We start from the raw sequence: 14,296 nt of genomic DNA on the forward strand, positions 1-14,296 counted from the left end.
ATGGCTGTGGGATTGCGGCTGGCGTTGGCCTTTGGGCTTTTGGCTCTGAGTTCGCCCGTGTGGGCGGCGAAGAAGGTCGATCTGGATTATCACGTGCGCCTGTTGCCGCAAAGCGATCAGGCTGAAGTGCGGCTGACGCTCGCTCAGGGTTCGGCGGTACGCAGTCTGGATTTCGACTTGGGCGACGGCAGCCACTACAGCGATTTCAAGGCCGACGGCCAATGGCAGCTTACGCCGGGCAAGCAGGCCCGTGGTGTGTGGCGTCCGACCGCCGACAAGGCCAGCCTGACCTACCGCGTGCGCATCAGCCATGGGCGCAAGAGCGGTAGCTTCGATACGCGCATGACGCCGACCTGGGCGCTGATGCGCGGCGACGACCTGGTGCCACCGGCCAGACTCGATCAGCAGGACGGCATCGAGCTGGTTTCACGCCTTGAATTCGAATTGCCCAGCGGCTGGAAAAGCGTCGAAACCGCCTGGCCGCGGATCGGCAAGAACAAATTCCGCATCGATAACGTCTCTCGACTGTTCGACCGGCCCACGGGCTGGATGCTCGCCGGCCACCTCGGCAGCCGACGTACGCGGCTTGGGGAAACCGAAGTCACCGTCGCCTCGCCCCGAGGCCAGGGCATGCGCCGCATGGACGTGCTGACGCTGCTGACCTTTGTCTGGCCGCAGGTTCAAGCGGTGTTCCCGCGTCATCCCGCCAAACTGCTGATCGTCGGCGCCAACGACCCGATGTGGCGCGGCAGCCTGGCCGCGCGTGAATCGATCTATCTGAACACACGTCTGCCACTGGTCAGCGAAAGCGGCACCAGCGCATTGGTGCGTGAATTGGTGCAGGTGTCCGGGCGGATCAACGACAAGCAGCGCAGTGACTGGATCAGTGAAGGGTTTGCCGAGTATTACGCCATCGAACTGGTACGCCGCGCGGGTGGCATGAGTGATGAGCGGTATGAGAGTTTGCACGGCAAGTTGGTCAAGAACAGCCAGAAAGTCACCACGTTGCGTGGCGAACAGGTGAACCCGGCGCAGGTCTCGAAAGCGGTATTGTTGCTGCAGGAGCTGGATCGCGAGATTCGTTTGAAAACGCGCAACAAGCGGTCACTGGATGATGTGTTGCGCGGGGCGATGCATCTGGGGAGTGTGGATACCAAGGAATTTGTGCAGCTCGCCGAAAGCATTATTGGCGAGTCTTCCAAAGTCCTCGACACCGAGTTGCTTCAGTAGCGCCGCCATCGCGGGCAAGCCACGCTCCCACAGGTAGTGTGTCGATCGCAACGTGGGTGGACGACACACTACCTGTGGGAGCGAGCTTGCCCGCGAAAAGGACATCAGCCTCAGCGAAAATCCCGGATCAAACCCCGGTCTTAGGCGACTTCAACGAGTCATTCCCGGTCACCGTAGCGGTATTGGTCGCCGCCTCGGCATTCGCCTTCAACTTGCTCAATTCTTCCCCGGCCCGCTCGATCTTCGCCCGAACGTTATTCATGTCCTGACGGCTTTTCTCCAGCAGGCTTTTCGCCGAACTGTGCCCGGTAATCCCGCGAGCCAGCGCGACACCGCCGATGGCCACCTGGATCAACCCGAAAATACCGCCGCGACGCAGGCCCTTGCCCATCATCAGCACGCCACCGGCGAGAGAGCCGACGCGCTCCCAGCCGTGTACGTTCTGTTCGGAATGAGTCTGGAACGGGGTGGATTCGATGCGTTCTACGCGTTTGAGTTCGCTCATGATCTGTCTCCAGGCAGGAAAGGCTGCTTCAACAATAGATAGTTAAGCTGACTGCCGAGGCGGTCGGCTCGTTCCATCGAATGTGCGGTGATTCAGCGGAATTTTGCCCCGGAACGGGTATTGAGCCCCTTGGACATGCGGTCGTAGAGCACGACGTTGACGGTGGCGGCCAGGTTCATGCAACCGGTGGTCGGGATGTAGACCACGTCTTCGCACCAGTCGCGAATCTCTTTATCCAGCGAACCGTCTTCCGGGCCGAAGATGTACAGCGCGCGGTCCGGGTGGGTGTATTCGGGGAGCGAACGGGCGCCTTCGACCAGTTCCACCGCGACGGGCACGCAGCCCAATGGCAGGATTTTCTTCAGGTCGTCGATGCCGATCAGCGGGATGTCGTAGTGGACACGCTTGGTGTCGGTGACGAAGTCGGCGGCGCGTTCATAGCGTTTGCCGGTGTAGAACACGGACGCCACGCCATAGCAGCCGGCGGCGCGCATCACCGAGCCGACGTTTTCCGGTGATTTGGGGTTATACAAACCAATGCAGCTGTACCGTTTGTCTGCCACGAGCGGGGTGCCTTCGGGAAAAAACGGCGATTATACGGGGATTGGGGGAGGGGTGTTCAGTTTGGAGATTGGTGGTGCCTGGGAGATTGTCTTCGCGGGCAAGCCTCGCTCCTACAGGTACAGAGCCGATCACAATCTGGTGAACGACATATATCCGTAGGAGCGAGGCTTGCCCGCGAAGAGGCCAGTCCAGCCAATGAAAATCTTCAGTCGTCTTTCTTCATTAGACCGGCCAACGCCGCAAACGGGTTATGCGTCGCCTTGGCAATCTTCGGAGAGCTCAGCGAGCCTTCATCAAAATACTGCTGGTCGGTATACCGCGAGTGTTCGTTGTCGTGGCAATACAGGCACAACAATTCCCAGTTCGAGCCATCCTGCGGGTTGTTGTCGTGGTTGTGGTCGCGGTGGTGCACGGTCAGCTCGCTCAGGCGCTTGCCGGAGAACTCGCGGGCACAGCGGCCGCACACGTGCGGGTACATCTTCAGGGCCTTGTCGCGGTAACCCATTTCCTTGTCGCGCTGGTTGTCGGCGAGGATGCGATCCAGCTTCGAGGTATTGGTCGGCGTTGACGAACTCATGGGTTCACCTTTGTAAAAGACTAATGACGGTTATGACGTGAGTTTAGCTCAGCCCTTGAGCTTCTCGGCAATCCAGATGGTGTGGCGGGTGCCTTTGTTGCCGTGGGCGAAGACCTGGACTTCCTCGGCCTTGAAACCGGCCTTCTTCAGTTTGTCGGAAAACTGCTTGTCGGCGCTGGCCGACCAGACCGCCAGTACGCCCTTGGGCCGCAGGGCTTTGGCGCAGGCGCTCAAGCCACCGGCGGAATAGAGCCAGCTGTTGGCCCGTTGGGTCAGGCCTTCGGGTCCGTTGTCGACGTCGAGCATGATCGCGTCGAAACCGTGCGGCTCGGCTTGCAGGACTTTGGCCACGTCTTCCATGCGAATCACGGTGCGCGGGTCGAGCAGCGGATTGCCGGCTTTCTCGCCCAACGGACCGCGATTCCATTCCACCACGCCAGGCACCAGCTCGGCGACAACCACTTCAGCGGTCTTGCCCAAATGCTTGAGGGCCGAGGCGAGGGTGAAGCCCATGCCCAGACCGCCGATCAGCACCCGCGAGTTCGGCCGGCCGGCGACCTTGCGGCACGGGATCTCGGCCAGGGCATCTTCGGAGCCGTGCATGCGGGTGTTCATCAACTGCCCGCCGTCACCGCCCTGGATCTTGATGACAAAATCCTCGCCGTACTCGAACAGGCACAGGGCGCCGCCGTTTTCAGGGATAGGGGCGGTGTCGAGCAGAACGAAACGTTTCATGGAAATCTCAAATTGGGGGAAGGCAAACAGAGGCAGTTGGGAGTAGCCTGCCAATGACAACAAGGCCAACGGAGCCATTGATGAAGCGCACCATTCTAACGGTCATTGCCTTGGCCGCGCTCTCGATAACTACAGTGCAAGCCCAGCAGTCGCAACCCGCTCCGATCAGCGCGGCGCCTATGCCCGGTTCGCCGGGCACCGCGACACCTACGCCGTATCCGCAAATCACCCCCTCCACCGCGCCCCGGACCGGGCCTGGCAGCGGCGGCCCACCGTTGGTGCCGATCGACATGCCCAGTCCTCCGACCAAGGATCAACCGGTGCCGGGGATTGAACCGAACAGCACGAAGACCAAGTCGCCCGGCGGTTAAACCTGTTGCGAGAGCAGTTGTCCGTCGGCCATGCGCAGGCGTTTGGAGAGGGCGACGGCGAGGGCGCGGATGATCTTGGCGGCGATTTTCGGCGCATCGTTGATCATCTTTTCCAGGGAGTCCTTGCCTAGGTTCAGCAGCTGACAGTGGCTGGCGGCCACACAACTGGCCGAGCGGCGTTCGCCATCGAGTACCGCCATTTCGCCGAACGAGCGACCGCTGCGCAGGGTGGCCATGGTCACCAATTGCCCATCGCCGTTGGTCTTCTGCACCGACACCTGGCCGGTGTGGATGATGCACATGAAGCTGCCGGCATCACCCTCGTGAAAAATCTCTTCGCCTTCTGGGATGGTGCTGATGCTGAAGTAGCCGGAAGCGGCGGCGAAGTCTGCCGGCAGCAGTTGATCGAACAGGCCGCAGTCCATCAGCCAGTCGCGGATTTCGTTGTTCAGTAAGGTCGGTTCTGACATGTCGGCACGGTCTTTTTTTTGTGTCTGTTTTCCGGAATACGCAAAGCCTTTGTAGGAGCGAGGCTTGCCCGCGAAGAGGCCGCAACATCCAATACTGATATTGGCAGTGACATCGCCTTCGCGGGCAAGCCTCGCTCCTACGGGGGCGGTATTGCATTGGCCCGGTGCCTGGTCTTAAGACCAGCGCACCGGGCCAAGTTCCTCAGGCAATCCCCAAAACCTTGAAAACAAATGCGTATTCGAGTGCTACGTCACGCAATCCCTGGTAACGACCGCTCATCCCGCCATGCCCGGCGCCCAGTTCGGTCTTGAGCAGCAAGGGATTTGTGTCGGTTTTGGTGGCGCGCAATTTCGCCACCCACTTCGCCGCTTCCCAGTACTGCACGCGACTGTCGTTGTAGCCGGCGATCACCAGGGTCGCCGGATAGGCTTGCGCGGTGACGTTTTCGTACGGGGCGTAGGACTTGATCCGATCAAAAACGTCCGGCTCTTCAGGATTGCCCCACTCGTCGTATTCCGTGACGGTCAGCGGCAGGTCCGGGTCGAGCATGGTGTTGAGCACGTCGACGAACGGCACCTCGGCAATCGCTGCGCCAAACAGCTCCGGACGCTGATTGAGCACTGCGCCGATCAGCAAACCGCCGGCACTGCCGCCGCTGATCGCCAATTGCGCTGAGGTGGTGAAGCCGTTGTCGATCAAGTGCTCGGCACAGGCGATAAAGTCGCTGAACGTGTTGTGCTTGTGTTCCTGCTTGCCGGCGCGATACCAGGCCTCGCCCAGTTCACCGCCGCCACGCACGTGGGCGATGGCAAAGGCCACGCCGCGATCCAGCAAACTCAGGCGGGCGTGGGAGAACCACGGGTCGAGGCTTTCGCCATAGGCGCCGTAGCCGTACAGATACAGCGGCGTCGGCTGCCCGAGTGCTTCGCGTTTGACGACATAGCTGATCGGCACTTGCGTGCCATCGGGTGCCGTGGCCCACAGACGCTGGCTGGCGTAGGCATCGGCGTCGAACAGGCCGAGCACCGGGGTTTCCTTGAGGACCTTCTGCTCGCCGCTGTCCAGCTCAAGCTGGCGGATTTGCGCCGGACGGTTCAAGGCTTCGTAACGCAGGCGGATCCGCTCACTGACGAATTCCAGGCTGTTCTGCACATGCAGGCTGTAAGCCGCATCGGGCAGTTGCACGCGGTAGCTCGGCAGGTCCTGCGGATGGACTTCAATCACCGGCAAGCCGCCGACCCGCAGGCTCAGGGTCATGGCGCCGACGTTCAGGCTCATGCCCTCGATCATCGTGCTGTCGCTGTGGGGGATCAGGTTCTGCCAGTCGGCCTCGGTCGGCGCAACACCGGTGTCGACGGCGGTATACAGGGCAAAGTTGATGCCGTCGCGGTTGGTGCGGATGAACCAGGCCCACTCGCCGTTCAGCGTGCCGTGGTCGACGTCGTATTCATGGTCTTCAACCCGTGGCGCCAGGCAGGTGAAGGCCTGCTGCGGCTGCGAGGCGTCGAGGGCCCAGACTTCGCTGGTGGTCTTGCTGCCCAGCGACAGCAGCAATTGCTGTTCGGAGCTGGAGCGATAGCAATGCAGGAAGAATCGGCCGTCCGGTTCATTGAACACTTCTTCGGCCGCCGTGCCGTCCAGTCGATAGCGCAGCAGTTTGTGCGGTCGGTGGGTGTCGTCCAGTTCGCCGAAGAACAGCGTCAGGCTGTCGTTGGCCCAGGTCATGCTGCCATCGCAGTCCTGAAATTCCAGTTCGCTGACGCGACCGTTGGACAATTCCTTCACGAACAGCGTGTAAATCTCGTCGCCCGTGGAGTCGATGCTGTAGGCCAGGCGCTGGTGGTCCGGGCTGATGCTGAACGCGCCCAGGGAGAAGAAGCCGCCATTGGCCAGTTCGTTCGGGTCCAGCAGCAGCTGTTCCTGGCTTTCGTCGAGCTGCAGGCTGTCATCGGCCGGACGCGGGCAGCGGTAATGGCGGGCATATTCGTCACCGGCGGTGGTGCGCGTGTAATACAGGTACGGGCCCCAGGGGGAGGGCAGCGACAGGTCGGTTTCGAGAATCCGGCCCTTGATCTCTTCGAACAGGGTTTCGCGCAGCCCGGCCTGATCGGCGGTTTGCGCCTCTTGATAGTGGTTTTCAGCCTTGAGGTAGTCGAACACCGCGTCGGTGTCGCGCTCCTGCAGCCAGGCATACGGGTCAGGGCCGTCGGCCTTGTGGGCAATCGGGGCGCTGGTGACGTTGGCGGATAAGGGCATGAAGGACTCTCGGACGTTGTACGAAATAGGGGCTTGGCACCTTGTGGGAGCGCCCTGTGGCGAGGGGGCTTGCCCCCGTTCGGCTGCGAAGCAGTCGTAAACCAGACACCGCGTTTTTGACTAATGATAGCGGTGACTGGTTTCAGGGCCGCTTCGCGACCCAACGGGGCGATGCGGCGTTCCGACAAGCCCCCTCGCCACAAAGGCTCGCTCCCACAGGTTCTGTGTCTTGACCGACTGGCATTGGAGCAAGCCTGACGGTCGAAAAGTCGTTACTATAAGCGCCTCTTTGCCTGCCTTGCCATGGACACCATGACCGAGAACGACTATCTGATCGCTTGGGGCCTTTACGCCTTTGCCGCTTTAGGCTGCCTGTTGGTGTGGATGCGCATCACCCGCTGGATGTGGCGTTGGCTGCGCGAACCGCTGCGGCTGCTGGTTGCCGTGCTGCTGTTCAGCCCTACCATCATCGACCCGGTGAAGGAAAAAGTGGCTCCGGCCATCGCCATCACCGCGCTCGATCTGCTGTTCAAGGTGGGCAACAACGCCTGGCGGGCGGTTTCCGACCTGTTCATGTACGGCATGATCGCCTTCGGCATTTACCTGGTGTTCGTGGCGATCCGGTTCCCTATTGAACGGGCTTCCAACGCTCGCAAGGAACAGGCGGCCGCCGCCAAGGCCGCGGCCCGGGCCGACGATCCTGACGACGATCATCCATTCGGCGGTGCCGGCGATGATCGTTACGGTCGTCCGCCAGTGCCGAGCAACCCTCAGCGCATGCGGGTCGAACCGCGTTTGTAATCCGGCATTGAAGCGAGAGTCCGAGCATGTGTGAGTTATTGGGCATGAGCGCCAATGTGCCGACCGATATTGTGTTCAGCTTCACCGGGCTGATGCAGCGCGGCGGTCGAACCGGTCCGCACCGTGACGGTTGGGGCATCGCCTTCTACGAGGGGCGTGGCCTGCGGCTGTTTCAGGACCCGGCGGCCAGCAGCGAGTCGGAAGTGGCGAACCTGGTGCAGCGCTATCCGATCAAAAGCGAAGTGGTGATCGGGCACATACGTCAGGCCAACGTGGGCAAAGTCTGCCTGTCCAACACGCACCCTTTCGTGCGCGAACTGTGGGGCCGCAACTGGTGTTTCGCCCATAACGGCCAGTTGGCGGATTTTCAACCGATCAAAAGCTTTTACCGCCCGGTCGGTGACACCGACAGCGAAGCGGCGTTCTGCGATTTGCTCAACCGTGTGCGCGCAGCATTTCCGGAACCGGTCGAAATCGAAGCGCTGCTGCCGGATCTGGTCGCCGCTTGCGCCGAATACCGCAGCAAAGGCGTGTTCAACTGCCTGCTGAGCGACGGCGACTGGCTGTTTTGCTATTGCTCGACCAAATTGGCCCAGATCACTCGTCGTGCGCCATTCGGCCCGGCGCGGTTGAAGGATGTCGACGTGATCGTCGATTTCCAGGCCGAAACCACGCCCAACGATGTGGTCACGGTGATCGCCACCGAACCCCTGACCGAAAACGAAACCTGGACCCGCTACGAACCGGGCCAATGGAGCCTCTGGCGACGCGGCGAATGCGTCAGCCAGGGCAAGACCGAATAAGGATCTCACCCGATGTTGCTCAGTTATCTACGGCTGGTGTTGTTTGCGGCGGGCCTGTTGATCGGTGTCCAGGTGCCGGGGTTCATCAATGATTACGCCAAGCGGGTCGAGGCGCATCTGATCGAGGCGCAGACTAGCCTGAGCGGTTTCCAGGGCACGGCCAATCAGTTCTTCAAGGGCGATATGCAAGCGTTGGTCGCCCATTACCGCGCCAGCGAAGACCCGATTTTTCGCAGCGACGCCGACAGCCTGAGCACCTTGCTCAGCCGTCAGCTGGCGCTCGATAAACAGTTCCAGGCCATGCAGGGGCCGTGGTACATCCGCGTTCTTCAGGTGGCGCTGGCGGCTGATCCGGACATTCGCAAGGAAACCTGGAATGGCTACAGCTACCAGATCTTGCTGACACCGCAAGCGATGATCTGGGGCATGAGCGGCGCGTTGCTGCTGTCCTTCGGCATCGAATGCCTGTTCCGTCTGATCGACTGGGTGGTGCTGGGCGGCAAACGCCTGCGCCAGAGCCGGCCGATCGAAGATCGGGATGTGCGCGGGTTGTAACACTGGAGCCGACTTGCCGGTGATTGCTGCGACACGGTATGCCTGACAGATCGCATCGCTGGCAAGCCTGCTCCTGTTTTTACCAGTCGACCGAGTAGCTCATGCTCAACGTCCGACCTTCGGCATTGGCGTACGGCGCTCTGGCGTTGGCTTGGGTGAACAGGTTTACGTACGTGCGATCAGTCAGGTTATATACCCCGCCTTCAAGACGACCGACCGGCAGTTGCACGGAGCCGAGCAGGTCCACCAGCGTATAGCCCTCGATGTCGCGTCCGTTATTGTCCTTGGCGGCGGCGTCGTAACTGGACAAATGCATGCCTTGCAGGCGAAGGGTGTAGTCGTCTTCGGTGTAGCCGACGAATAGGGTGGTCTTGGCGGGTGAGATGCGCGTAGCCGGCAGATCGATCCATTTACCGTTCTGCTCGGTCTCGCCTTTGGCCCAGGCGTAAGTGCCACCCACCGACCAGTGATCGGTCGCGCGGTAGGTCAGGCTGTTTTCGATGCCGCGAACTCGCTCTTTCTGATTGATCAGGCGCAATACGCGATCATTGGCATCGTAGAACTGGGTCACGTCCGAGGTGTTTTCGTACACGGTGACGTCGGCCTGCCACTGGTCCCAGTTACCGCGCCAGCCCAACTCGTAACTGTCGACCTTGATGGCCTGGGCGTTGAGGCTCTGAATGTCGAACGTGCTGCTGACGTCACGCATGAAGCGCTGGATATCCGGCAGCGAAAACCCCTGGCTGTAATTGGCGAAGACGTCCTGGTTTTCACTCAGATGGTAGACCGCCCCCAGGTTATACAGCGTGGCATCGTATTTGAGGGTGTCGCCGGGCAGCGTTGCGCGTATGCCGGTCTGGACGATCTGGCCATAAGCGATGCTGTCGGAGACGTCGCTTTCGATCCATTCACGGCGCACACCGCCACGCACGGTCCAGTCACCGATGTCCCAGGACATCTGCCCGAACAGCGATTTGGTGGTGGTTTCGATGTCCGGGCCCAGCTCGTAGGTGGTGCCGGTCTTGGTGTAGTTCAGGCCATTGAGCGTGTATTGATCACCTCGTTGGCGAGAGCGCTCATTATCATAATCGGCGCCCCAGACCAGGTTACCGGTGGCGTTGCCGATGGCCGGCAGCGGCGTGTCGATGGCGGCGCGCAGGCCGTAGACATCCTGGACACTGTTGTTGTCTGAGATCCCGGCCTTGCCCCGCGACAGGTCCGGAAAGAACAGCGCGTCGGCGCGGCGCCAGTAACTTTCCAGTTGCAGGCCCTGGCCGTAGAAGTCCTTGTCGGTGTAATTGAGGTTGACCGACTGGTTATGGGTATAGGGTTGGTCGTCGAGTTTCAGCCCTTTGACTGCCACGGCTTGCTGCCGGTTTGTCGGGTCTTTGGTATAGCCAGTGTCCTGTTGATCCTTGTAGTCCTGCAGCGACAGGCTGAGTTTTTTGTCGGCATCCAGTTCGTAACCGAAACGACCTTGCAGGTCATAGGTTTCGGTATCCATGCTACTGCCCTGGGAGGTGTCCTGAGGGATGCGATTGCCGTTGCCGTCGTACTGATCGTTGCGCTGGGTCAGGTCGGCGGAGACGTACCAGTCCAGCGCATCCTTGCGCCCGGTCGCGCTCTGAAAGGCTTCGTAAGCGAAGCCTTTTCTATTGAGGTTGTTGCCGCTGGTCAGGCCCAGTTTGCTGCTGTAGGCAATGTCCTGGCCCTGATTGCGCTTGGTGATGATGTTGATGATGCCGCCTGAAGCACCGGCACCGTAGATGCTGCTGGCGCCGGAGATCACTTCGATACGTTCGATGCTGGCCGGAGCGATGCTGTTGAGCTGGCGGAAGTTGTCGCGCGTGGCGTTCTGCGATACGCCGTCGATCAACACCAGCATGTTGCGTCCGCGCAGGGTTTGGCCGAAGTTGCTCATCCCGCCGCTGGACGGAGCGAGACCGGGGACCAGTTGCCCGAGGATATCGGCGACCCGGCGACCCGCGCCGCTCTGTTCACGGACCTGCTGTTCGTCGATCACCTGGACCGAGCCAGGAATCGAGGCGATGCTCGCGTCGCTGCGAGTAGCGGAGACAACGGTGTCTTGCAGGTTCAAGGTGCCGGGCTGTTGCTCGGTGTCCTCGGCCCAGGTCTGGGCGCTGAAGGTACCGAGCAGCGGGATCAGCAGGGAGAGTTTGGTTCGGATCATGACGTGGTCTTTTTTTAGTTGTGATAAGTGTGTGGCGATAAGGTCGAGCGGTCAGGCGCGGAGTTGAACGACCGCACCCAGCGGATGCCGATGGCGGCTATGGCGTAGGTCAGCGCCACCAGCCAGAAACTGTGAGCCAGGCCGACCAGACCCATGCCGATCCCGCCAAGGACGACACCGAGCAGAGCACCAGCCTTGGCCGCGCTGTTGCCGAGGCCGAGCGCGAAGCCCTGCTGGGTTATGGGAATGGTGTTGGCGATCAGTGCATAGGCGACGGGCAGCAGGGCGCCTTGCCAGATGCCCCAGACGAGTCGACTGACGAGAAACCCCAGCCATTCGTTGGCCAATGCCGTGGCCGCCAGCGTCAGGGCACACAGCCAGGCCACGCCTTCGATGACGCGCAAGGTGTAGACCGGCTGCCAGCGGTCGAACAGGCGTCCCCACAGCGGTGCGGAGATGGCCAGGGTCGCGGCGCTCGCCGCGTAGGTGGCGCCGATCAGCCAGCTAGGGGCATGCAGAATGTTCGCGACGTACAGCGCGTAGAATGACTGCGGCATCATCTTCGCGGCCTGAATCAACACGATCACCAACAGGATTCCACCGAGCCAGCCTTTGGGCAGAGCCACTGGTTCAACAGCTTTTTTCTTCGAGGCCCGAGCCTTGTCGGCCGGCAGGAAAAAACTCCCCAGTGCGCACAGCAGGCAAATCGCCGTCGCGCCATAACAGAGCAGGGCAAACCCCGAGACGTCCATCAGCCAGCCGCCCAGTACCGGGCCGATCAACGAGCCGACGGCAGTCGCCGATTGCAGGCGGGCCAGGGTGTGACCACGTCTGGAACTGTCGCAGCAGGCCAAGGCATAGGCTTGCGCGGCAGCGAGAAAACCGGCCAATGCGCCTTGCATCACGCGAATACCCACCAGCAGCCACGGGTCGAGGGTGATGGCCGCCAACCCTTGGCACAGCGCGAGTGCCAGCAATGCCCGAACAATCATCGGCTTGTGTCCGGTGCGATCCCCCAACCGCCCCCACATGGGAGTCAGGAGCATGGCGGCCAGCATCGGACCGGCATAGACCATCGCCGATAACAGCGCGGTGTAGCCAGCGCCCTCCGGCCCGAGCAGATGCTGGATCTGCAAAGGCCAGAACGGGCCACTCATTTCCATTGCGCCCATGGAGACAAACTGGATGACGATCAGCAGTCGCAAGGCGCGACCGTCAGCGAGCATGGGCGATTGGTTGCAGCGGGTTACTCAGGCGTCCGACGATGTCGGCATGACTGTCGAGCAAGCGCATGCGCATGAACGATTTGGCGGGCCAATCCTGTTCCAGCAAGGCCTGGCGCTCGCTTTCCCAACGTGCCGGTTCAACGCGCTCGCGCAAGGTCTCGAAGCACTGCGCAACGTGCGTTGCCAAGCGCTCCCACAGGATATTTTCCGGCACATTCCAGTGGCGGGCGCAGAGCAACGTCAGCTCACCGAGATGGCACATGAATGTGGTGTGCAGGAGTTTGTCGCGGACAAAACCGGACTCGTCATACAGGGTCATTTTCGGATCGTGCAACTGGATATCCAGGCCCTTGGCGTGCAGGGTTTTGCGATCGATACGAACGTCGCCGAAGTCACGCAACAGCAGCCGATTCAACTGACCGTCAGCACCCATCACCATGAAACTGTTTTGCTGATGCGCTTCGAACGCCACGCCATACATCAGGTAAATGCCCAACAGACTCGGTACGGCAATCGACAGGTAATCGTCGAAGAACGCCAACATGGCCTCGCTGTCGTCACGGCCTTGAGCCAGTCTCACCCAATCACGCAGTAACGGTTGTTCGAATTCGTTGACGGCGAACAGACTGCCGACCGGCACCGCCAACTCGCCTTCTTGCAGAAGGGTAAGCGGGTTGTCGCGATACAGCACGGCGGCATGCCGGGAGCGCTCGTCATCGGCCGGTAGTGGTGCGTAGTGCACGCCGATGCGCTCTGGAACGATGTTCAGCAGACGCCGAATCTGCGGCTCCTGATCGAGAATATTCAGTATCAGTTGGCTGATGCGCGGCCCCATCCGGGCCGAACGCGGCGACACGGTGCGCTGCACGCTGGTCAGTCGCAGAGCCACCGGCAGTTTGACCATCGGCGCAACGCGACTGGCCTCCGGCAGGACTGTGCGGAAGGACATGGTCGGGTGACCGGTAAAAGCGACGATCTCAGTGACAATCAGCAGGTTGTCGGCGATCTCGTTGGCGAACGAATGTGGCAGCTCTTCATGGGCTTGCCATGGGTGCGACGGGAGCGGGAGGTAGTCCTTTTCGTCCAGACCCAGTTGCTGCAAATGGCGCTGCAATTGTTCGGCGGCCTGTGGGAAGTGACCTTGCCACCAATCCCAGTAATCGGCGGTACCCGCCAGCGCTTCGACGTGTGCGTACTGGCGGTGCAGGGCGCACAGGACAATCGGAAAACTCGCTTCGAATTCTGGCGAGAAAGCGATGACCTGAGCGGCGCTCAAACCCAGTTTGGTCTTGTAATTCGGGTGCCACGGATGGCCGAGAGTGCCCCATTGTTCGAGCAATGACGTAGGGTTCTGGTGGCTGGTGCCGGCTTTGAGCCAAGCGAGCAGGTTGTCGTCGTACTGGGTGTCGATCTGCTCTCGCAGGCGCTCGGTCCATCCATGGTGAAACGCCAGGCACAGGGTGTCGTTGCTGAAGCTGTCATCCAGTTCCAGGGCCAGACGTTCCAGTACCAGCGCAGAGGCTGGCGGGTTGAGCTGAGTGCTGAGGTGAGCGAGCAATTCGCTGGGCAGCTGGATTTTGTGGGGCAGTCTGTCGGGGGTGTGCAGGACGATGCTGCGGCGCACGTCCCAGCTGTTCATTCTTCCGCCGAACAAGTGTTCGAAGCAAAGATGCGCGCCATCGCCAAGTGGCAACCAGCAATGGTTATTGTCGTCGTATTCGCAAGCGTCGGGGTTGATCAGACCTTCACGAAACAGCGCCTGGATCAGGCGTTGGAAGCAGCGCTGGGCGGCGGGCTCCAGCGCATTGCTCAAATGATCGAGGGTGATGCGGTGGGACTGGAAAGCCTCAGTGCCGAGGGCTTCGCTCCAGTGAGCGAGCAATTGCTGCTGTTTTTGCGTGTAGGCGCGCATCAAGTCCGATTCCTTCTGGACAGTTGGTTAGCTGAAAGCGCGCAGAGAATACCGTTCTGAAAAAATAATGCAAATGATAGTGGTTCATATTTAAAGCAT

Annotated in this window: 14 protein-coding genes; 5 read left to right on the plus strand and 9 right to left on the minus strand. The window is 60.9% G+C overall.

Features of this window, described 5'->3' with window-relative positions:
- Positions 1–1,230, plus strand: coding sequence for a hypothetical protein (locus tag ACIQV9_RS05660; RefSeq protein WP_403099076.1), 1,230 nt, complete (start codon positions 1–3; stop codon positions 1,228–1,230).
- A gap of 127 nt (positions 1,231–1,357) precedes the next feature.
- On the opposite strand, the gene ACIQV9_RS05665 is transcribed toward ACIQV9_RS05660, so the two are convergent.
- The 4 genes from ACIQV9_RS05665 to ACIQV9_RS05680 all read right to left on the minus strand — a co-directional run bounded on the left by ACIQV9_RS05665 (position 1,358) and on the right by ACIQV9_RS05680 (position 3,611).
- The gene (locus tag ACIQV9_RS05665) at positions 1,358–1,735 is read right to left on the minus strand and encodes a DUF2892 domain-containing protein (RefSeq protein WP_403099078.1); all 378 of its coding nucleotides are present in this window, start codon (positions 1,733–1,735) and stop codon (positions 1,358–1,360) included.
- A 92-nt stretch (positions 1,736–1,827) separates the two neighbouring features.
- On the minus strand, positions 1,828–2,298 hold the full coding sequence (locus ACIQV9_RS05670) for an RNA methyltransferase (RefSeq protein WP_008153126.1): 471 nt from the start codon (positions 2,296–2,298) through the stop codon (positions 1,828–1,830).
- Positions 2,299–2,504: 206 nt separating this feature from the next.
- Positions 2,505–2,876: a YajD family HNH nuclease gene (locus ACIQV9_RS05675; RefSeq protein ID WP_150815460.1), complete on the minus strand. Its 372-nt coding sequence runs from the start codon at positions 2,874–2,876 to the stop codon at positions 2,505–2,507.
- Positions 2,877–2,924: 48 nt separating this feature from the next.
- The gene (locus ACIQV9_RS05680; RefSeq protein WP_403099081.1) at positions 2,925–3,611 is read right to left on the minus strand and encodes a spermidine synthase; all 687 of its coding nucleotides are present in this window, start codon (positions 3,609–3,611) and stop codon (positions 2,925–2,927) included.
- Between the two features lie 80 nt (positions 3,612–3,691).
- On the opposite strand from ACIQV9_RS05680, the gene ACIQV9_RS05685 reads away from it, so the two are divergent.
- Positions 3,692–3,982, plus strand: a complete 291-nt coding sequence (locus ACIQV9_RS05685) for a hypothetical protein (RefSeq protein ID WP_403099084.1) — start codon at positions 3,692–3,694, stop codon at positions 3,980–3,982.
- Here the strand turns inward: ACIQV9_RS05685 and ACIQV9_RS05690 are convergent.
- Together ACIQV9_RS05690 and ACIQV9_RS05695 are read right to left on the minus strand one after the other, a co-directional pair.
- Positions 3,979–4,452, minus strand: coding sequence for a cyclic nucleotide-binding domain-containing protein (locus tag ACIQV9_RS05690; RefSeq protein ID WP_403099087.1), 474 nt, complete (start codon positions 4,450–4,452; stop codon positions 3,979–3,981). The genes ACIQV9_RS05685 and ACIQV9_RS05690 overlap by 4 nt on opposite strands.
- Before the next feature lie 202 nt (positions 4,453–4,654).
- A complete protein-coding gene (locus ACIQV9_RS05695) occupies positions 4,655–6,709 on the minus strand; it encodes a S9 family peptidase (protein WP_403099089.1) in 2,055 nt (684 codons plus the stop codon).
- Positions 6,710–7,012: 303 nt separating this feature from the next.
- Between ACIQV9_RS05695 and ACIQV9_RS05700 the strand changes: the two genes are divergently transcribed.
- The 3 genes from ACIQV9_RS05700 to ACIQV9_RS05710 are packed head-to-tail and all read left to right on the plus strand — an operon-like array spanning position 7,013 to position 8,868.
- Positions 7,013–7,510: an MFS transporter gene (locus ACIQV9_RS05700; RefSeq protein WP_403099091.1), complete on the plus strand. Its 498-nt coding sequence runs from the start codon at positions 7,013–7,015 to the stop codon at positions 7,508–7,510.
- A 26-nt stretch (positions 7,511–7,536) separates the two neighbouring features.
- Positions 7,537–8,313: a class II glutamine amidotransferase gene (locus ACIQV9_RS05705; protein ID WP_083374803.1), complete on the plus strand. Its 777-nt coding sequence runs from the start codon at positions 7,537–7,539 to the stop codon at positions 8,311–8,313.
- 12 nt (positions 8,314–8,325) lie between these two features.
- A complete protein-coding gene (locus ACIQV9_RS05710) occupies positions 8,326–8,868 on the plus strand; it encodes a DUF2937 family protein (RefSeq protein WP_403099093.1) in 543 nt (180 codons plus the stop codon).
- A gap of 79 nt (positions 8,869–8,947) precedes the next feature.
- Here ACIQV9_RS05710 and ACIQV9_RS05715 read toward each other — a convergent pair whose 3' ends face one another.
- The 3 genes from ACIQV9_RS05715 to ACIQV9_RS05725 are packed head-to-tail and all read right to left on the minus strand — an operon-like array spanning position 8,948 to position 14,197.
- Entirely contained in the window at positions 8,948–11,059 is a 2,112-nt protein-coding gene (locus ACIQV9_RS05715) for a TonB-dependent receptor (protein WP_403099096.1), read from the minus strand.
- Between the two features lie 14 nt (positions 11,060–11,073).
- Positions 11,074–12,285 (minus strand): MFS transporter, encoded by a 1,212-nt coding sequence (locus ACIQV9_RS05720; protein WP_403099098.1) that lies wholly within the window; start codon positions 12,283–12,285, stop codon positions 11,074–11,076.
- Positions 12,275–14,197 carry an IucA/IucC family protein gene (locus ACIQV9_RS05725; RefSeq protein ID WP_403099101.1) on the minus strand — a complete coding sequence of 641 codons (1,923 nt, stop codon included), beginning with the start codon at positions 14,195–14,197 and terminating at the stop codon, positions 12,275–12,277. Before ACIQV9_RS05725 ends, ACIQV9_RS05720 begins: the two co-directional genes overlap by 11 nt.
- Between the last annotated feature and the right edge of the window lie 99 nt (positions 14,198–14,296).

It is taken from the genome of Pseudomonas sp. NPDC099000 (assembly GCF_044759925.1).
Classification (GTDB): Bacteria; Pseudomonadota; Gammaproteobacteria; order Pseudomonadales; family Pseudomonadaceae; genus Aquipseudomonas.